Here is a 19,373-nt window from a genome sequence, read left to right on the forward strand (position 1 = left end):
TTTTACAGTTCAAGGTCTGGCCACACCGGCCTTGAATCGATCAGCTCTCAGCACTGATCAGTTGTGAAGGGTTTGTGTCCCCTTCGTCTAGTGGCCTAGGACACCGCCCTTTCACGGCGGTAACAGGGGTTCGAGTCCCCTAGGGGACGCCACGTTTACCCGCTCTGCGGGATTTATAAGGGTCATTCAATTATTGAATGGCCCTTTTGTTTGTCTGGCGTTTGGCCAATTCTCCCTTTCTCCCCACACTGTTCTCCTGACCGACGGTCACACTAACGACTTGCGAAAATTTATTATGAGAATAATATTTTGATCGTAATATTCGGAGGCAACGATGAACGATAAAAAAGCTCAAACCCGCGAGCGCATTCTCCAGGCCGCCAGCACCGCGCTGGTGCAGCGTGGCCCGGCCGAGCCGAGCGTGGGCGAAGTGATGGGTGCCGCGGGCCTGACGGTCGGTGGCTTCTACGCGCATTTCGAAAGCAAGGACGCCCTGATGCTGGAAGCGTTCAGTCAATTGCTGGCCCAGCGCCGGGGTCTGATCGCCGATATGGACGCATCGTTGACCGGCGAAGAGCGGCGAGCGCTGGTGGCAGCGTTCTATCTGTCGCGCAAGCACCGCGATTCCACCGAGCAGGCCTGCCCGATCCCCGCGTCGGTCGGTGAAATGGGGCGCCTGCCGGACGATTTCCGCAAAGTCCTGAATGAACACATCGAGCTGATGCTGGCTCAGTTGGCGACCACCCCCGAAGACACCGACAAGGCCCTGGCCGATCTGGCCCTGATGGTGGGCGGCTTGTCCCTGGCCCGGGCGCTGGGAGCTGGTGAGCTGTCGGACCGTTTACTGCGCGCTGCCAAGTCGGCGGTGCTATGACCTGAGGCGCTGGCCTGAGGAGAGAAGCGATGAGCACGTTAAGTTGGGTTCGTGGCGTTAACGGCACCTTGGGCTGGGTTGCGCCGAAGCTGGTCGCCAGTAAGATGCGACTGGCCTTCATGACGCCGCGCGAGCGGCTGCCGCGTGACTGGGAGCTGCCGCTGCTGGCGCGTTCGGAGCGCATTACCCTGCGCTTCGGGCTCTCGGCATTGCGCTGGGGTCAGGGGCCGGCGGTGCTGTTGATGCACGGTTGGGAAGGCCGCCCCACGCAATTTGCCAGCCTGATCGATGCGCTGGTGGGCGCCGGCTACAGCGTCGTGGCGCTGGACGGTCCCGCCCACGGGCGTTCTCCCGGTCGCGAGGCCAATGTGATGCTGTTTGCCCGGGCCATGCTCGAAGCCGCCGCGGAGTTGCCGCCGCTGCGCGCGGTCATCGGCCATTCCATGGGGGGCGCTAGTGCCATGCTGGCGGTACAGCTGGGCTTGCGTACCGAGACCCTGGTCAGCATCGCCGCCCCGGCGCGGATACTCGGCGTCCTGCGCGGCTTCGCCCGTTATGTGCGCCTGCCACCCAAGGCGCGCTCGGCCTTTATCCGCCAGGTGGAGCAGGATGTTGGTATGCGTGCCGCAGCCCTGGATGTCGCGCATTACCAGTTGGACATGCCCGGGTTGATCGTGCATGCCGAAGATGATTGCTTTGTCCCGGTCAAGGAGTCCGAACTGATCCACGACGCCTGGTTCGACAGCCGCTTGTTGCGCCTGAAGGAGGGTGGGCATCAGCGCGTATTGGCCGATCCGCGGCTGATCGAGGGTGTGCTGACGCTGTTGGCCGGCCGCAGCCTGCAAGCGCGCCAATCCGCCTGAGCAATCCGTTACACTGCTCCGGTCGAATAACCTGACCGGGAGTGGGGCATGGGCTGGGATCTGGCAACGCCGTTTATCATCGATCTGCAGGTAGGTGCCGAAGATATTGACGGCTTGGGACACGCCAACAACGCGGTGTACGTCACTTGGCTGGAGCGTTGCGCCTGGCGTCATTCCCAGCGCCTGGGCCTGGACCTGAGCGAATACCGCCGCCTGGATCGGGCCATGGCGGTGGTACGCCACGAGATCGACTACCTGGCGGCGGCCTATGAAGGCGACGAGCTGCAGTTGGCGACCTGGATCGTCGACTGGGACCAGCGCCTGAAGATGTCGCGGCGCTTCCAGCTGGTGCGTCCGAGCGATGGCAGCACCTTGCTGCGGGCCCAGACCACCTTTGTCTGCATCGAGCTGTCCAGCGGCAAGCCCAAGCGCATGCCGGCGGAGTTTCTCGAGGGTTATGGGCCGGCGTTGCAAGGGGCGAGCTGAACCCGCCCGCGACCATCCACCCGTTGAAATACCTGCTTCCCAGCGAAACCCAGTAAACTGGCGCACGTTTTTTTACCGCGTTTTACGTTGAGTGTGATTCATGCAAATTGCTTTGGCGCCCATGGAAGGGTTGGTCGATGACATCCTGCGGGATGTGCTGACCCGGGTCGGTGGTATCGACTGGTGCGTGACCGAGTTCATCCGGATCAACGATCAGTTGCTCACGCCGGCCTATTTCCACAAGTTCGGCCCCGAGTTGTTGAACGGCGCCCGGACCGCATCCGGCGTGCCGCTGCGGGTGCAGCTGCTGGGTTCCGATCCGGTGTGCCTGGCGGAAAACGCCGCGCTGGCCTGTGAGCTCGGTTCCGAAGTCATCGACCTGAACTTCGGCTGCCCGGCCAAGACCGTCAACAAATCCCGTGGCGGTGCGGTGCTGCTCAAGGAGCCGGAGCTGCTCAACCAGATCGTCGAGCAGGTGCGGCGTGCCGTGCCTGCGCACATCCCGGTGACCGCCAAGATGCGCCTCGGCTTCGACAGTCCGGATGGCTCGCTGGTGTGCGCCACGGCGCTGGCCGAAGGCGGCGCGGAACATATCGTGGTGCATGCGCGGACCAAGGTCGACGGCTACAAGCCGCCGGCGCACTGGGAGTGGATTCCGCGAGTGCAGGACGTGGTCAAGGTGCCGGTGTTCGCCAACGGCGATATCTGGAGTGTCGAAGACTGGCGCCGCTGTCGCGAAATCAGCGGGGTGGAAGACATCATGCTCGGCCGTGGCCTGGTGTCGCGTCCGGACCTGGCCCGGCAAATCGCCGCCGCGCGGGTCGGGGAAGAGGTGGTCGAGATGACCTGGGCCGAGCTGATGCCGCTGATCCAGGACTTCTGGCTGCAAGCCAAGGCGCAGATGACGGCTCGCCAATCGCCGGGCCGCCTGAAGCAGTGGCTGGCGATGCTGACGCGCAATTATCCCGAGGCGGTGGAGCTGTTCACCGTCCTGCGTCGCGAAACCGAGCCGGATCAAGTCTCGCGTTTGCTGGGCTTGCCGGTGGCCGAGGCGGCCTGAAAAAAATCTGCGAAAAGTCTCTTGAAATGCAATCGGCGGTCCCTATCTAAGGGTTACGCGATGCCGAATTCGGGTCGCGGAGACAAAAAAACTTGCTGATTGTTTTCAGGAGATTTGAACCATGAGTACTGCATTTTCCCTCGCACCACTGTTCCGTTCCTCGGTGGGTTTCGACCGTTTCAACGACCTGTTCGAAACCGCCCTGCGCAATGAGCCAGGCAGCACCTATCCGCCCTACAACGTCGAAAAGCACGGCGACGACCAGTACCGCATCGTCGTGGCCGCCGCCGGGTTCCGGGAAGAAGACCTGGAGCTGCAAGTCGAGAAGGGCGTGCTGACCATCAGTGGTGGCAAACGCGACGCGAACGAAGGCGTCACCTTCCTGCACCAGGGCATCGCCCAGCGTGCCTTCAAGCTGTCCTTCCGTCTGGCCGATCACATCGAGATCAAGGCCGCCGGCCTGAGCAACGGTCTGTTGAGCATCGACCTGCTGCGAGTGATCCCGGAAGAGGCGAAAGCCAAACGCATCCCGATCAACGGGACGCAGAAGCCAGCCCTGCAGCATTGATCCATGCGCCGCCACACAGGCGTTTGATCGAGCGCTGAGTCGCTGAAAAAGGCCCCGACAAGTCGGGGCCTTTTTTATGCCCGGAAAAATCGCCGTTCGCCTTTGCCGCGTTGCGGCGCTTTCTCTACAATCCGCCGCAGTTTTGCCGACCCCCTCCTTACCGGTCGGCCTGGAGCCTTTTTCATGGACGAGATACAACAGCGCTGGCTGTGGGGTCTTTCTGCGCCGATGGTTGCGCTCAACCCTCGCGCTGAATACGACAACCCTGCGTTCTACTCCAGCCCGGAATCCATCGACATACAAAATGGTTGGGGCATCAATGACCGGCGGCAGTTGCTGGGAATGCTGGAGAAAATGACTGACAACGGTCATGCCGGCCATCTCGACGATGCCTATCGCGCCTGGCAGCGTTGCCTGCCAAGCGAATGGCAAGCCTTGCTCGACACCCTCGAACCTCGCGAGCGCATCCTGTATGAGCTCGCCAGCCGGACCTTTGGCGCTTGCGGCCCGGGCGGGATTCTTTCCTGGGACTACGGGCGCATGGGGTTTCTCTTGCGTTGCGGCGTGCGCAACCGGTGGATCGATCTGACCGAAAGTCTTTGGCTGCACAGCCGATTGGCGGTCAGAGCGCAATACCACTACGGCAGTTGGTTCGCCTATTTCAATGGGTTCCTGGTTGGGCGCTCGTTTTGGGCCTGCCTGGGCAACAGCGATGAAGAACTGGCGTACGAGCTGGATCGGCAAGGAGAAAATCCCCTCAGCCAGAGAATCGCCCGGGGCCTTGCTCAAAACATGCCGGAGTGCCTGGCGGACCTGCCTTGGCATCTGGAACTGGATATGCCGCAACGTCCGGCCTCGCTTGAGGAGTTCGCCTGGTCATGAGTTGCTGGATAAAGCTGGGTATCGACCCTACCACCGATGAAACGCTGATTCGCAATGCCTATCGTGCCCGTCTGCCGGAGCATCACCCGGAGACCGATCCCGAAGGATTCCAGGCACTGCGCCAGGCCTACGAGAGTGCCCTGCGGCTGGTGCGTGACAAGGCGCAGGAACTTGAAGCGGCGCAGGAGAACGAGCCTGAGCCTGCGCAGGCCATCCTCGATTTTGATGCGCTGCTGAGTGATCCGGCGCGACGCTTCAATCCTGAGGCCTGGCGGGCTTTTATCAAGACACTGGATCAACTGCCGCTCGGCATGCTCGATGACCTGCGCTGGGAGTTGTTCGGGCGGACGGCCAACGCCGGGCCGCTGTCCCATCGTTGCGCGGGCCTGCTGGCCCAGCGCATGGGCTGGGAGCATCAGTTGCTGGAGTTGGGGTTCGATCAGGCCCGTCATGTCGAGGACTATCTGGAGCGGATCAAGACCCCGGACCCATTCGACACGGCGCTGATGGGGAATTGGTCGGAACCGGCGCAGACCGAAAGCCTGTGGTACGCGCGCAGTCTCGACTTCATCTTCGACCGGCGACCGCTCCACGAATACGAAGGCTTCGCCAGCCAACACACCTGCCTGCCGTTGCCGAACGATGCGCTCTTCATCAAGCGCTTGCTGGTGCAATTCACCCAGGTGGGCATCGGTGGCCAGGGGCTGCTGCAGTTGTGCATCGAGCAGCAGCGCGAAGCCCCGGATGATGTGGACTGGCTTTACCTGCTGGCGTGCCAGAACAGCCTGCTGGGGCTGGACGATCAGGCGTTGCCTTGCTGGGTCCGGCTTTGGCAGGAGCATCGTCATCCCAAGGCCGAGAGCCAATTGCTGGCGTTGTGTGCCAAACGTCAGCCGGACTTTTTGCCGCTGCTGATCCAGGCATTTGATCGTCTGGAGCATTTCAGCGGCTGGTCCACCGATCTCGCCCATGTCACCCAGGAATACGGCAGCCCTTCACAACGTCCCGAGACGCTGATCCGCTGGCTCGGCGTTGGCCGGCTCGAGCTGCAGGGGTTGGCGCAGGCCTTTATCGATTGGCGGATGACCGGCGACGAGTTGCCCTTGCTGGCGCAGTTGCTGGGTCAGAACACCGACACCCGGTTGTTGCGCCTGTACCGGCATGCCTGGGCCTTGCACCGTGGCGCAGCAGACCTGTTGCAACAGGTGCTGGACGAGCCGCAGCCGCTGGATGCCCTCGAAGGCCTGGTGCTGAGCGGGTTCAAGGACCAGGCCGGGCAGCACCTGCGCTGGTTGAGCCAGGCGCCGATTCCGTTGGCGATGAAGGCCTTCATCGATGAAGGGGCTGCTTCGGTGCAACTGGCCGATGCGCTGACAACCGGTGAGCCGCATAAGATCTGCCGTGTGTGGCTGCGCCGATTGCGTCCTTACGGTCACGCTGCCCTGGAGCGTATCGCCGAGTTTTTCGAATTGACCGATACGGATGCCGCTAGCGATTTGTCGGAACTGAACCTGCTGCTGCAACTGAGCCAGCATGGCGTAGTGTTGCCGCCGCCAGGGACGGGAGAGGCGGTCTGGCACTGGTACGCCCATACGCTGTTCCTGAAGGCGTTGCTGGAGCAGCCGGAACGCTGGTGGCAATTGATCGACTCGCGGTGCCTGGAGCGCCTGGCGCTCAATCCGTCCCATCCGCTCAGCCGGCTGCAGCCGCAGCTTGCCCAGTTGCAGCGCGAACAGGGCGACCTGAGCGCTTTGCTCGGCTGGCTGCAATTGGCGGATCCGCTGCATGCCTTGCTCGACCGGCAATTGCTTGGCGTCCAGGAGGCGCTCGACAGTGCGCGGTTGTTGAGCAATGAACGCTTGTTCGCATGCCTGCGCAGCGACCTGCACGCCTTCGCGGACGATTTGCTCGGGCGCATGCTCTTGAGCGGTGTGCTGTATCACGACCCGGTGCTCGATGCGCAGCAGCGTCGATACCTGCTCGACCGGATTACCGAAGTCACCAATCCCCAGGACTGGTTCGACGGCTTCCGTCACGGCTTGATCAAGGGCGAGCCGCCACGGCCGCCGCAGCAGACGCTGGTCGAAGACGAAGGGATCGACAGCGAGGCCTTTTACCTGGCCCTCGATGTGCTCAAGGGGCTGGTGCGTTACGGCGGTGCCGGTGTGCCTCGGCAGAAAGTGCTGCTGCGCATGCAGCGGGCCAAGGACAATCCGGAACACGGGCTCGGCCTGCGGTTTGCCTTCAGTGCGCTGCTGTCCTGGAGCGAGCGTCTGCTGCTGGCCAAGGGCGACAGCCGTCCGACGCCCGCCACGGCGTTCTGGCGCCTGGGCACACGGCTGGGACGCGGGGCGTTTTTCTGGCAGGTGCTGGGCGCTGTGCTGGTCACCCCGCTGGCCGCGTTGTTCAGCGGCACGTCGCTGTCCGCGCTCGTTGTGTCATTGCTGGGCAGCCTGTTTTTACTCGGGGCGATTCTGCGCCGCCTGCATGACATGGGGCGTGGTATCCCGACCTTGCTGGTGCTGGGCGGTCTGTCGGTGTTCTTTCCATTTCTGTCGCTGATCCTGTTCGCCTTTCCCGGCGACAAGCTGCCCAACCGCTATGGCGTACCGCCGGACAGCGCGGGTGAAGACGCGCTGCCCGGTGGTTTGCAGGCCTGTTTGCGGCGGCTCAACGGCTAGAGACGCAGCTGGTCCAGCGCCTTGTTCAGCTGGGTTCGATGGCTGGCGATTTGCGCTGGTTGCTGGTCGCCGAGCACGGTGGTGAAGGTGTCCAGCCAGTCGGCGATGCGCTCGCGCTCGTCGCCCAGGCTTTGCATCCACGCCCGTTCCAGGCGTGCCAGCAGGGTGCGGTTGGGCAGGGCGTCGCGAGGATGGATTTTCAGCGCGGTCAGCCGCTCATGGCTGGTTTGCCGGGATTGCGCATCGAGCCCGGTGGGGCTGCGGTCAATGCTGTGGCTATGGCGTTCGCCGCTGGCCAGCAGGGTGACGTCGACTTCGAGCAGGCCATTGATGTCATAGCTGAAGCGCACGTCCAGGGACTGGATCTGCTCGCTGGGTGTCAGAGGCACGTCGAAGGCGTCGATGAAAATATTGTCCCGTACCCAGGGCCGCTCGCCCTGGTACACCTCGATGCGGATAAACGCCTGATGCGGATGTGTGGTGTAGAACTGCTGCACCCGTGAGGTCGGGATTACCGTGTTGCGTTCGATGATTGGCGAAAAGGCCCCGCTGACCTGTTCGCCGCGACGGGTGGAAATCCCCAGGGTGTAGGGGCAGACGTCAGTCAGGATCAGTTCTTCGATGGCCCCGTCCCGGGCCTTGCAGGCGGCCTGGGTGGCGGCGCCCAGCGCGACGATCGTATCCGGGTCGAGATGGCGGTAAGGCAGGCGGCCGAACAGGGTGGCGACCATCTGCTGCACCGCCGGCATCCGGGTGGCGCCACCCACCAACACCAGGCTGTCGAGGTCGCGAGGCTTGAGGCGGGCATCGCGCAGGGCCTGTTCGATGGGCGCGCGCAAGCGGGCCAGCAGCGGTTCCCAGATTTTCAGTGCCAGCGCTTCGTCCAGCGTCCATTTATACGAGGTGTCCCCATGGCGCCAGTTCAGTGACTGAGTGCCTTCGGCGAGTGTGCACTTGAGCTGCTCCAGGGCGTCGCCCAGGCTGGCCATGCCCTGGGCGTCGATCTGCGCCGGGGTGAGTTGCCAGTCCTTGAGGCAGGCCTGCAACAAGGCCTCGGTAAAGTCCTCGCCGCCCAGGAAGTTGTCGCCGGTGGAGGCATGCACCTCAATCAGCGGCAGCGCGTATTCCAGCACCGTGACGTCGAAGGTGCCGCCGCCCAAGTCGAAGATCAGCGTGCGTTCGAACTTCTGTTCGTGCAGTCCGTAGGCCATGGCGGCCGCGGTCGGCTCGTTGATCAGCCGCGACACCGTCAGGCCCGCCAGTTCGGCGGCGAACAGCGTGCGCTTGCGTTGTTCGTCGCTGAAGTAGGCGGGCACCGAAATCACCGCTTCCTGCACCGGATGGCCGAGAAAGGCTTCGGCATCCTGTTTGAGCGAGCCGATCACCAGCGCCGAGAGTTCTTCCGGGCTGAACGGTCGGCCGCCCAGTTCGAGGCGCTTGTCGCTGCCCATGAAGCGCTTGAAGGCCGCGACCGTGCGTTCCGGGTGGGTTGTCAGGCGGGCTCGCGCGGCCTTGCCCACCAGGATGCTGTCGTCTTCATCGAGGCTGACCACCGACGGGGTCAGGACATCGCCGAGGGCGTTGGGGATCAACTGGGCGCGGCCGTCGTGCCAGACGGCGATCAGGCTGTTGGTGGTGCCAAGGTCAATGCCCAGCAGGGCCGGGCGGGGGAGGGTTGCATCCTGCATGATCGATCTCGTGGGCGTCACAAAAAACGCGACCCTACAGGTTGTGCCAAACACTGGCAATTGCTGCCCCGTTGATCTGTCAGGCCGGCGATTACATGTCGCCCGCTCAGACCAGCAGGGCTTTCAAACCCTCCAGCGGCAGCGGTCGGCTGTGCAGGTAACCCTGATACAAATGGCAGCCCAGGCCTTGCAGGAACTCGAGCTGCTCCGCGGTTTCCACGCCTTCGGCGATCACCTTCAGGTCCAGGCTGCGGGCCATGGCGACGATGGCGCGCACGATCTCCGCGTCGTTGGGGTCGTGGGTCGCATCGCGGACGAAGGACTGATCGATCTTCAGCGCATCCACCGGCAAGCGCTTGAGGTAGGTCAGCGACGAATAACCGGTGCCGAAGTCGTCCATGGCGAAACTCACGCCGAGTTTTTTCAGGCGCCGCATCTTGCCGATGGTGTCTTCCAGGTTCTGGATCACGATGCCTTCGGTGATCTCCAGCTTCAGCAGCGAAGGCGGCAGCTGGTAATGGCTCAGGCTGTGCTCTATACGCTCGACGAAGTCGTTCTGGCGGAACTGTCGCGGGCTGATGTTCACGCACAGGCTGAAGTCGAGCGGGTCCACCAGGCCTTCGGCGATCAGCTGGCTGAAGGCCTGGCAGGCTTCGTCGAGAATCCAGGTGCCGACCTCGAGGATCAGGCCGCTGTCTTCCAGGACCTTGATGAACTCGGTGGGCGATTGCGCCCCCAGTTCGGGGTGGTGCCAGCGCACCAGGGCCTCGGCGCCGACAATGCGGTTGTCGCGGGCATCGACCTGGGGCTGGAAGTGCAGGCTGAACTCGCCCCGGGACAGCGCCAGGCGCAGGTCGGTTTCCATGCGCATGCGCTCGCTGGCGGCTTTCTGCATGGTGTTGTGGAACATCTGCGTGGTGTTGCGCCCGGAGTCCTTGGCCCGGTACAGCGCGATGTCGGCGCGCTTGAGCAGGTCCGTGGGGGTCGAGCCGTGATCGGGAATCAGCGCCACGCCGATGCTCGGGGTCACCTGCAGGCGCTGGCCGTCGAGGAACATCGGTTCGGACAGCAGCTCGCGCAGGGTATCGGCCAGTTCACGCACCTGCTCGCTGACTTCGCTGCGGCTGCCTTCCAGGCCGCTGAGCAGGACCACGAACTCATCGCCGCCCAGGCGTGCCACGGTGTCTTCCATGCGCACGCTGGCTTCGAGCCGCGCGGTGACGATCTTCAGCACGGTGTCGCCCACCGGATGGCCGAGGGAATCGTTGATGTGCTTGAAATGGTCCAGGTCGAGAAACAGTAGGGCGCCGCGCAGGTTGTGGCGCTTGAGCAGGGCGATCTGCTGGCTCAGGCGGTCCATCAACAGCGCGCGGTTGGGCAGGTTGGTCAGCGGGTCGTGGTAGGCCAGGTGGCGAATCTGCGCCTGGGCATTTTTCAGCAGGCTGACGTCCCGCGCGGTGAACAGCAGGCAGGGGGTTTCATTGAGGGTAATGGGTTCGATCGAGACCTCGACTGTCAGGATATCGCCACGCTTGTTGCGGCCGAGCATTTCCAGGTGATTGACCCGACCTTTGAGCTGCAGCTCGGCGAGCAGGATCGAGCGCTGTTTTTCCTCGGCCCAGATACCGACCTGATACACGGTGCGGCCGATCACTTCTTCGGCGCGGTAGCCGGTCAGCCGGCAGAAGCCGTCGTTGACCTCCAGGTAACGCCCGGTGTCGCGTTCGGTGATGGTGATAGCGTCGGGGCTGGAGTGGAATGCTTTGGCGAACTTCTCTTCGCTGGCCTTGAGCGCGGCCTCGGAGCGTTGTTGCTGAGTGATATCGCGCAGCGTGGTGACAATGCACGGCTGTTTGTCGACGGTGATCTGCCGGCTGGAAATGATGCAGGCCAGGGGGTGCCCGTCCTTGTGCCGGACCACCACCGCGACGTTGTTCAGCGCCTGTTCGCGGATTACCTGTTCGACCCGTTGCAGGCGCTGGGCGGAGTCGTCCCAGAGACCGATTTCGTCGGCGCTGCGGTTGAGCACCTCGTCGGCGGTCCAGCCGAAGGTCTGGGTGAAACTGGAGTTGATCTCGATGAGCTGCCCGGTTTCCTGGAGCGTGACGCAGATCGGGTCCGGGCTGACCTGGAACAGGCTGGCGAACTTTTCCTCGGACGTCACCAGGCGCTGCTCGCGCTCGACCTGTTCGGTAATGTCCAGCAAGGTCCCAGCCATGCGCAGCGGATGGCCCTGCTCATCGCGGTAGAGGCGGGCGCGGCTTTCCAGAAAGCGTGACGAGCCATCGGCCAGTTGCACGCGGTAGGTCAGTTGATAATTGCCGGCCGGGCCTTCGCGCAGGCTGCGGTAGGCATCGCGCATGCTGTTGCGCTCTTCGTCGGGCACGCCCTCGAAAAATGCATCGAAGGACTCATGGAACGGCATCGGCTCCAGGCCGTGCAACTGCGCGGCGCGGGCCGAGCCGTAGAGCATGCCGCTGGGAATGTGCCAGTCCCAGGTGCCGAGCTGGGCCGAGTCCAGCGCCAGGTCGAGGCGCTCCTGGCTGTCCTTGAGGGCCTGTTCGGCGAGCTTGCGTTCGCTGGTGTCGAGAAAGGTGCTGAGCAGGTAGGCCTGGCCTTCCAGCTCGACTTTCTGGGCACTGAGAATACCGTCGTGAATCTGCCCGTTGCTGGCGCGCAGTTGCACCTCGAGGGTGGCCGCCTGGCCGCGTTTTTGTACCGCCTTGACCATTTGCGCGCGTTGTTCCGGGTCGACCCACAGGCCCAGTTCGAGGGTGGTGCGGCCGATGACATGCTGCACCGGCCAGCCGAAGAGGCTTTCGAAGTACTGGTTGGCTTCACTGATCAGGCCGTCTTCCAGGCGGGTCAGCAGCACCATGTTCGGGCACAGGTGAAACAGCGTAGCAAAGCGTTTTTCCGAGCTGCTGAGGGCTTGTTCCCGCTGGCGTTGGTGGGTGATTTCGCGAATCACCCCGATCATTCGGGGCTTGCCATGTTTGTCCGGCAGCACGCTGCCATTGATTTCCAGCCAGTGCAGGCTGCCGTCGGGCCAGCGGATGCGGTGATGCATCGCCTGTTCCAGCGGCGCGCCGGCCAGCACCGAATGGAAGGCGCGAATGGTTTTGGCGCGGTCTTCCTCGGGCAGCAGGTCGAGGTATTCCAGGTCTTTGGGCAGCGGCTGGCGCGGATCGAAGCCAAACAGCGCCTGGGTGCCCCGCGACCAGCTGATTTGCCCGCTTTCGATGTCCCAGTACCAGGCGCCCAGCCGTGCGCCATTGAGTGCGGCAAGCAACTGCGGGGCGCTCTCCCAGCTTTGCTCCGACTGTTTCGGGTCGAGCGCGTGAACGCGCGGCATGGGCGGTAGACGGTCAGCGGGTTTTGGCATGAGCAGCGGGCCTTGGGCTGAAAAGAGCGTTAGGCGCAGGTTCAGGCAAGCAAAGAGGTGGCATAAGTCATGCCGGGACGCTTACGCCTTGGTCCCTGGCCAATCGACTTGTGCATCCAGTAAGGCCATGAAAGCCCGCGCAGCATTCGACAGCGTCCGTTCGGTATGCAGGATATAGCCTAGCTGGCGAGTGAGCTGTATGCCCGGTAAAGGAATGCGCGCCACCTGATCGTCGAGCATGGTGCGCGGCAAGACGCTCCAGGCCAGGCCGATGGACACCATCATCTTGATGGTTTCCAGATAGTTAGTGCTCATGGCGATGTTCGGCGTCAGGCCCTGGGCCTCGAACAGGCGCTGGACAATATGGTGAGTGAAGGTGTTGCCGCCGGGAAATACCGCCGGATGCAGGGCGATATCGGCCAGGCTGACCGTGCCGTTGCTCACTAGCGGATGCTCGGGGGCGGCGACGAAGTCCAGCGGGTCGTTCCACACCGGAGTGGCCTTGACCAGTGTATGGGGTTCGGGGGCCAGGGTGATCACCGCCAGCTCGGCGCGACCATGGAGGATCTCTTCATAGGCCACTTCCGAGTCGAGAAACTGGATGTCCAGGGCCACTTCCGGGTATCGGCGGGTAAAGGCGCGCAGCAGGGGCGGCAGGCGGTGCAGACCGATATGGTGGCTGGTCGCCAGGGTCAGGCGGCCGCTGACTTCGCCGGTCAGGTTGGTCAGCGCCCGGCGGGTGTCGTCCAGCACGTTGAGGATCTGATAAGCCCGCGGCAGCAGGGCGCGTCCGGCCTCGGTCAGGCCCACTTCGCGGCCCAGGCGATCGAACAGCCGGACATTGAGCTGTTGCTCAAGGCCGGCGATGCGCTTGCTGATGGCCGGCTGGGTCAGGTGCAGGCGCTCGCCGGCTCCGGAGAAGCTGCCGGTTTCGGCAATCGCGATAAAGGCATTGAGGTTGGCCAGGTCCATGGTCGTATTCCAGTCGGTTATCCAAAGTATAAAAAATATGAATTTGAGTTATTTAATGTAACGCCATAGCATCAGCCTCACAAGCCAAGGGGTTATTGACCGGTGTCAGAGACCCGCGGCATAGAAAATGATGAGGAACCGTCTGATGGCCGGCAAAACGCTCTACGACAAGCTCTGGGATTCGCATTTGGTCAAGCAGCGCGACGATGGCTCGGCGCTGATCTATATCGATCGTCACATCATCCACGAAGTGACCTCGCCACAAGCCTTCGAAGGCCTGCGTCTGGCCGGGCGCAAGCCTTGGCGCATCGATGCCAACATCGCGACCCCGGACCACAACGTACCGACCACGCCGGAGCGCAAGGGCGGCATCGGCGCTATCGCCGACCAGGTCTCGCGTTTGCAGGTTCAGACCCTCGACGACAACTGTGACGAATACGGCATCGTCGAATTCAAGATGAACGACGTGCGTCAGGGCATCGTTCACGTCATCGGCCCGGAGCAGGGCGCCACCTTGCCCGGCATGACCGTGGTCTGCGGCGACTCCCACACCTCGACCCACGGTGCCTTTGGCGCCCTGGCGCACGGCATCGGCACCTCCGAGGTCGAGCACGTGCTCGCCACCCAGTGCCTGGTCGCCAAGAAAATGAAAAACATGCTGGTGCGGGTCGAGGGCAAGTTGCCATTTGGCGTGACCGCCAAGGACATCGTCCTGGCTGTGATCGGCAAGATCGGCACCGCTGGCGGTAACGGCCATGCCATCGAGTTCGCCGGCAGCGCGATTCGCGACCTGTCCGTCGAAGGCCGCATGACCATCTGCAACATGTCCATCGAAGCCGGCGCCCGTGTGGGCCTGGTGGCGGCGGACGAAAAGACCGTGGAATACGTCAAGGGTCGTCCATTCGCCCCCAAGGGCGCGGAATGGGACCTCGCCGTTGAAGCCTGGAAGGACCTGGTGTCCGACGCCGATGCCAAGTTCGACACCGTGGTCGAGCTGGATGCCGCGCAGATCAAGCCGCAAGTCAGCTGGGGCACTTCGCCCGAGATGGTGTTGGCGGTCGATCAGAACGTGCCGGACCCGGCCAAGGAAATGGACCTGGTCAAGCGCGACTCCATCGTCCGTGCCTTGAAATACATGGGTTTGACCGCCAACCAGGCGATCACCGACATCCAGCTGGACCGGGTATTCATCGGTTCCTGCACCAACTCGCGGATCGAAGACCTGCGCGCCGCGGCGGTTATCGCCAAGGGCCGCAAGGTGGCTTCGACCATCAAGCAGGCGATCGTGGTCCCGGGTTCGGGCCTGGTGAAGGCCCAGGCGGAGTCGGAAGGCCTGGATAAGATCTTCCTCGAAGCGGGCTTCGAATGGCGCGAGCCGGGCTGCTCGATGTGCCTGGCGATGAACCCGGACCGCTTGGAGTCCGGCGAGCATTGCGCTTCGACCTCGAACCGCAACTTCGAAGGTCGCCAGGGCGCCGGTGGCCGTACTCACCTGGTCAGCCCGGCCATGGCCGCGGCCGCCGCCGTCAACGGTCGTTTCGTCGACGTCCGTGAATTGATCTAAGGAGCGCAGCATGAAAGCTTTCACCCAGCACACCGGTCTTGTCGCGCCTTTGGATCGTGCCAACGTCGACACCGATCAGATCATTCCCAAGCAGTTCCTCAAGTCGATCAAGCGCACCGGCTTCGGCCCGAACCTGTTCGACGAGTGGCGCTACCTGGATGTCGGCCAGCCGTACCAGGACAACTCCAAGCGTCCGTTGAACAAGGATTTCGTGCTCAACGCCGAGCGCTACCAGGGCGCCAGTGTATTGCTGGCCCGGGAAAACTTCGGCTGCGGCTCCAGCCGTGAGCACGCGCCTTGGGCGTTGGAAGAATATGGTTTTCGCAGCATCATTGCGCCGAGCTACGCTGACATCTTCTTCAACAACAGCTTCAAGAACGGCTTGCTGCCGATCATCCTCAGCGATGCTGAAGTCGATGAATTGTTCCAGCAGGTCGAGGCCAATCCGGGCTACCAGTTGCAGATCGACCTGCAGGCCCAGACCGTGACCCGTCCCGATGGCAAGGTGTTGAAGTTCGAGATCGATGCGTTCCGCAAGCATTGCCTGCTCAACGGCCTGGACGATATCGGCCTGACCTTGCAGGACGGCGACGCGATTGCCGCCTTCGAGGCCAAGCATCGGGCCAGCCAGCCGTGGTTGTTTCGCGACGCCTGATCGGCGTTAAAGTGATGCATTGATGGCGAGCCAGCTCGCTCCGGCAGGAGAGGACACACAACCTGTAGGAGCGAGCTTTTTGCTCGCCGCAACCGCCCCAAAAAGCCATGACGGCTTGATATTCGGGCCAGCGCTTCGTTCTCTACGAGTGAGCGGACGCCGCAGGCCAGGCAACAGCATTTTTCCGGGCGTGCCAACCAGCACACCGACAGAGCAAATGAGGAAAACATGAGCAAGCAGATTCTGATTCTCCCAGGCGACGGTATCGGCCCGGAAATCATGGCCGAGGCGGTCAAGGTGCTGGAGCTGGCCAACGCCAAGTACAGCCTGGGCTTCGAGCTGAGCCATGACGTGATCGGTGGCGCGGCCATCGACAAGCATGGCGTGCCGCTGGCCGACGAGACCCTGGACCGTGCGCGGGCTGCCGACGCGGTCCTGCTGGGCGCCGTGGGCGGCCCGAAATGGGACAAGATCGAGCGCGATATCCGCCCTGAGCGCGGCCTGCTGAAAATTCGCGCGCAGTTGGGCCTGTTCGGCAACCTGCGTCCGGCGATCCTTTATCCGCAACTGGCCGATGCTTCCAGCCTCAAGCCGGAAATCGTGTCCGGCCTGGACATCCTCATCGTTCGCGAGCTGACCGGCGGCATCTACTTCGGCGCGCCACGTGGCACCCGCGAGCTGGAAAACGGCGAGCGTCAGTCCTACGACACCCTGCCGTACAGCGAGAGTGAAATCCGCCGCATCGCCCGGGTCGGCTTTGACATGGCCCGTGTGCGCGGCAAGAAGCTCTGCTCGGTGGACAAGGCCAACGTCCTGGCGTCCAGCCAGCTGTGGCGCGAAGTGGTCGAGCAGGTGGCCAAGGATTACCCGGATGTCGAACTGAGCCACATGTACGTCGACAACGCCGCCATGCAGTTGGTGCGTGCGCCGAAGCAGTTCGACGTGATGGTCACCGACAACATGTTCGGCGACATCCTTTCCGACGAAGCGTCGATGCTCACCGGTTCCATCGGCATGCTGCCGTCGGCGTCGCTGGATGCCAACAATAAGGGCATGTACGAGCCATGCCACGGTTCGGCGCCGGACATCGCCGGGCAGGGCATCGCCAACCCGCTGGCGACCATTCTGTCGGTGTCGATGATGCTGCGTTACAGCTTCAACCTGAACGACGCGGCGGATGCCATCGAGCAGGCCGTGAGCCTGGTACTGGACCAGGGATTGCGCACCGGCGACATCTGGTCGGCCGGTTGCACCAAGGTGGGTACGCAGGAAATGGGCGATGCAGTAGTCGCCGCGCTGCGGAATCTGTAATCTTTCGGGCCCACCGCTCAGACGGTGGCCCACTTTTGTATAGGTGTAGTTGCGATGAAACGTGTAGGTCTGATCGGTTGGCGCGGTATGGTCGGTTCCGTGCTCATGCAGCGGATGCTGGAAGAGCAAGACTTCGATCTTATCGAGCCGGTGTTTTTCACCACTTCCAATGTCGGTGGCCAAGGCCCGTCCGTGGGTAAGGACATTGCTCCGCTCAAGGACGCTTACAGCATTGAAGAGCTGAAGACCCTCGACGTGATTCTGACCTGCCAGGGTGGCGACTACACCAGCGAAGTCTTCCCCAAGCTGCGCGAAGCCGGCTGGCAGGGCTACTGGATCGATGCCGCTTCCAGCCTGCGCATGCAGGATGACGCGGTGATCATCCTCGACCCGGTGAACCGCAAGGTCATCGACCAGCAGCTGGACTCCGGCACCAAGAACTACATCGGCGGCAACTGCACCGTCAGCCTGATGCTGATGGGCCTGGGCGGCCTGTTCGAAGCCGGTCTGGTGGAGTGGATGAGCGCCATGACCTATCAGGCGGCCTCCGGTGCCGGCGCGCAGAACATGCGCGAACTGATCAAGCAGATGGGCGCGACCCACGCCGCCGTGGCGGATGACCTGGCCAATCCGGCCAGCGCCATTCTCGACATCGACCGCAAGGTCGCCGAAGCCATGCGCAGCGATGCCTACCCGACCGAGAACTTCGGTGTGCCGCTGGCCGGCAGCCTGATTCCATGGATCGACAAGGAACTGCCGAACGGCCAGAGCCGCGAAGAGTGGAAGGCCCAGGCCGAGACCAACAAGATTCTCGGCCGCTTCAAGAGCCCGATCCCGGTCGACGGTATCTGCGTGCGGATCGGCGCCATGCGCTGCCACAGCCAGGCGCTGACCATCAAGCTGAACAAGGACGTGCCGATCGCCGATATCGAAGGGTTGATCAGCCAGCACAACCCTTGGGTCAAGCTGGTACCGAACCAGCGTGACATCAGCATGCAGGAGCTGAGCCCGACCAAGGTCACCGGCACCCTGAACATCCCGGTGGGCCGTCTGCGCAAGCTGAATATGGGCTCGCAGTTCCTCGGCGCGTTCACCGTCGGCGACCAGTTGCTGTGGGGCGCTGCCGAACCGCTGCGCCGCATGCTGCGGATCCTGCTCGAGCGTTGATGCTCTGATGCGTTGAAAGAGCCCGCGCCTTGCAAGAGGCGCGGGCTTTTTTCATATCGGAGCAGCTCTGATTGCTGGCTATGAGCATGTTTGCGAAAAGTCTGATGTGCCAGATCTGATAAATTGCCTCGCCCCCAAGCGCCGGGTAAAGTGCCGCTCCCCCGTTTCGCCAGAGGTAGCACCATGAACCAGTCCTTCGATATCGCCGTGATCGGTGCCACCGGTACTGTCGGCGAAACCCTCGTCCAGATTCTCGAAGAGCGCGATTTTCCGATCGCCAACCTGTACCTGTTGGCCAGCAGCGAGTCGGCGGGGCACTCGGTGCCGTTTCGTGGAAAAAATGTGCGCGTGCGTGAGGTCGACGAGTTCGATTTCAGCAAGGTGCAGCTGGCGTTTTTCGCTGCCGGCCCGGCGGTGAGCCTGAGCTTCGCCCCGCGGGCGACGGCGGCCAATTGCGCGGTGATCGACCTGTCGGGCGCATTGCCTTCGGCCCAGGCACCGAATCTGGTGCCGGAAGCCAACAGGCGGGTGCTGAGCGGCCTGGAAAAGCCCGTTCAACTGAGCAGCCCCAGCGCCGCAGCCACGTCGCTGGCGGTGGTCCTGGCGCCGTTGCAGGCTCTGTTCGAGATCCAGCGGGTCAACCTGACCGCCAGCCTCGCGGTGTCCACCCAGGGCCGTGAAGCGGTAACCGAGCTGGCGCGGCAGACCGCCGAACTGCTCAATGCGCGCCCGTTGGAGCCGCGATTCTTCGACCGGCAGATGGCATTCAACCTGTTGGCACAGGTCGGCACGCCCGATGAGCAAGGTCACACCTTGTTGGAAAAACGCTTGGTCCGGGAGTTGCGCGAGGTGCTGGCGCAGCCTTTATTAAAGATTTCTGTCACTTGTGTTCAAGCCCCGGTGTTTTTTGGCGATAGCTATAGCGTGACTCTGCAGTCAGCCACGGCGATCGACCTGGACGCGGTCAATGCCGCGCTCGAAGCGGCGCCCGGCATCGAGTTGGTGGAGGCGGGCGACTACCCGACCGCGGTGGGCGATGCGGTGGGGCAGGATGTGGTCTACGTTGGTCGGGTGCGCGCGGGGATCGATGACCCGGCGGAACTTAATCTCTGGCTGACGTCAGATAACGTACGCAAAGGGGCTGCGCTCAACGCCGTGCAGCTGGCTGAGTTGTTGATAAAAGACCTTCTGTAAAAGATACTTGGCAACAATTTGCA

Annotated in this window: 15 protein-coding genes and 1 tRNA gene; 13 read left to right on the forward strand and 3 right to left on the reverse strand. The window is 62.9% G+C overall.

Features of this window, described 5'->3' with window-relative positions; all coding sequences use genetic code 11:
- The first annotated feature begins 76 nt into the window (after positions 1–76).
- The 8 genes from AC07VU_RS16220 to AC07VU_RS16255 all read left to right on the forward strand — a co-directional run bounded on the left by AC07VU_RS16220 (position 77) and on the right by AC07VU_RS16255 (position 7,414).
- Positions 77–152 (forward strand) — tRNA-Glu (locus tag AC07VU_RS16220).
- Positions 153–334: 182 nt separating this feature from the next.
- On the forward strand, positions 335–874 hold the full coding sequence (locus AC07VU_RS16225; RefSeq protein WP_007922012.1) for a TetR/AcrR family transcriptional regulator: 540 nt from the start codon (positions 335–337) through the stop codon (positions 872–874).
- Between the two features lie 29 nt (positions 875–903).
- Positions 904–1,737, forward strand: coding sequence for an alpha/beta fold hydrolase (locus AC07VU_RS16230; RefSeq protein ID WP_053260331.1), 834 nt, complete (start codon positions 904–906; stop codon positions 1,735–1,737).
- Positions 1,738–1,785: 48 nt separating this feature from the next.
- Positions 1,786–2,223, forward strand: a complete 438-nt coding sequence (locus AC07VU_RS16235; protein ID WP_009043019.1) for an acyl-CoA thioesterase — start codon at positions 1,786–1,788, stop codon at positions 2,221–2,223.
- Between the two features lie 100 nt (positions 2,224–2,323).
- Complete coding sequence (locus AC07VU_RS16240) at positions 2,324–3,283, forward strand: tRNA dihydrouridine synthase (protein ID WP_495030135.1); 960 nt, start codon at positions 2,324–2,326, stop codon at positions 3,281–3,283.
- 121 nt (positions 3,284–3,404) lie between these two features.
- Positions 3,405–3,851 (forward strand): Hsp20 family protein, encoded by a 447-nt coding sequence (locus AC07VU_RS16245; protein WP_495030136.1) that lies wholly within the window; start codon positions 3,405–3,407, stop codon positions 3,849–3,851.
- A 183-nt stretch (positions 3,852–4,034) separates the two neighbouring features.
- Positions 4,035–4,733 (forward strand): DUF1266 domain-containing protein, encoded by a 699-nt coding sequence (locus tag AC07VU_RS16250; RefSeq protein ID WP_274306114.1) that lies wholly within the window; start codon positions 4,035–4,037, stop codon positions 4,731–4,733.
- Entirely contained in the window at positions 4,730–7,414 is a 2,685-nt protein-coding gene (locus AC07VU_RS16255) for a molecular chaperone DnaJ (RefSeq protein ID WP_495030137.1), read from the forward strand. The genes AC07VU_RS16250 and AC07VU_RS16255 overlap by 4 nt, the downstream gene beginning before the upstream one ends.
- Here the strand turns inward: AC07VU_RS16255 and AC07VU_RS16260 are convergent.
- The 3 genes from AC07VU_RS16260 to AC07VU_RS16270 all read right to left on the reverse strand — a co-directional run bounded on the left by AC07VU_RS16260 (position 7,411) and on the right by AC07VU_RS16270 (position 13,459).
- Entirely contained in the window at positions 7,411–9,102 is a 1,692-nt protein-coding gene (locus AC07VU_RS16260; protein ID WP_274306116.1) for a molecular chaperone HscC, read from the reverse strand. The two genes, AC07VU_RS16255 and AC07VU_RS16260, sit on opposite strands and share 4 nt — an antisense overlap.
- A 106-nt stretch (positions 9,103–9,208) precedes the next feature.
- Positions 9,209–12,487, reverse strand: a complete 3,279-nt coding sequence (locus tag AC07VU_RS16265; protein WP_087088536.1) for a sensor domain-containing protein — start codon at positions 12,485–12,487, stop codon at positions 9,209–9,211.
- A gap of 81 nt (positions 12,488–12,568) precedes the next feature.
- Positions 12,569–13,459 (reverse strand): LysR family transcriptional regulator, encoded by an 891-nt coding sequence (locus AC07VU_RS16270; protein ID WP_053260337.1) that lies wholly within the window; start codon positions 13,457–13,459, stop codon positions 12,569–12,571.
- Between the two features lie 145 nt (positions 13,460–13,604).
- Between AC07VU_RS16270 and leuC the strand changes: the two genes are divergently transcribed.
- The 5 genes from leuC (at position 13,605) to AC07VU_RS16295 (ending at position 19,350) form a co-directional block, all read left to right on the forward strand.
- The gene (gene leuC / locus AC07VU_RS16275; protein ID WP_277588261.1) at positions 13,605–15,023 is read left to right on the forward strand and encodes a 3-isopropylmalate dehydratase large subunit; all 1,419 of its coding nucleotides are present in this window, start codon (positions 13,605–13,607) and stop codon (positions 15,021–15,023) included.
- Positions 15,024–15,033: 10 nt separating this feature from the next.
- Complete coding sequence (leuD, locus tag AC07VU_RS16280) at positions 15,034–15,678, forward strand: 3-isopropylmalate dehydratase small subunit (RefSeq protein ID WP_007921993.1); 645 nt, start codon at positions 15,034–15,036, stop codon at positions 15,676–15,678.
- Positions 15,679–15,906: 228 nt separating this feature from the next.
- Positions 15,907–16,989 carry a 3-isopropylmalate dehydrogenase gene (gene leuB / locus AC07VU_RS16285; protein WP_053260338.1) on the forward strand — a complete coding sequence of 361 codons (1,083 nt, stop codon included), beginning with the start codon at positions 15,907–15,909 and terminating at the stop codon, positions 16,987–16,989.
- Positions 16,990–17,043: 54 nt separating this feature from the next.
- Positions 17,044–18,156, forward strand: coding sequence for an aspartate-semialdehyde dehydrogenase (gene asd / locus AC07VU_RS16290; RefSeq protein ID WP_007921989.1), 1,113 nt, complete (start codon positions 17,044–17,046; stop codon positions 18,154–18,156).
- A 183-nt stretch (positions 18,157–18,339) separates the two neighbouring features.
- The gene (locus tag AC07VU_RS16295) at positions 18,340–19,350 is read left to right on the forward strand and encodes an aspartate-semialdehyde dehydrogenase (protein WP_274306118.1); all 1,011 of its coding nucleotides are present in this window, start codon (positions 18,340–18,342) and stop codon (positions 19,348–19,350) included.
- The last annotated feature ends 23 nt before the right edge of the window (positions 19,351–19,373 follow it).

The organism is Pseudomonas sp. GW821-FHT02B10 (assembly GCF_059421865.1).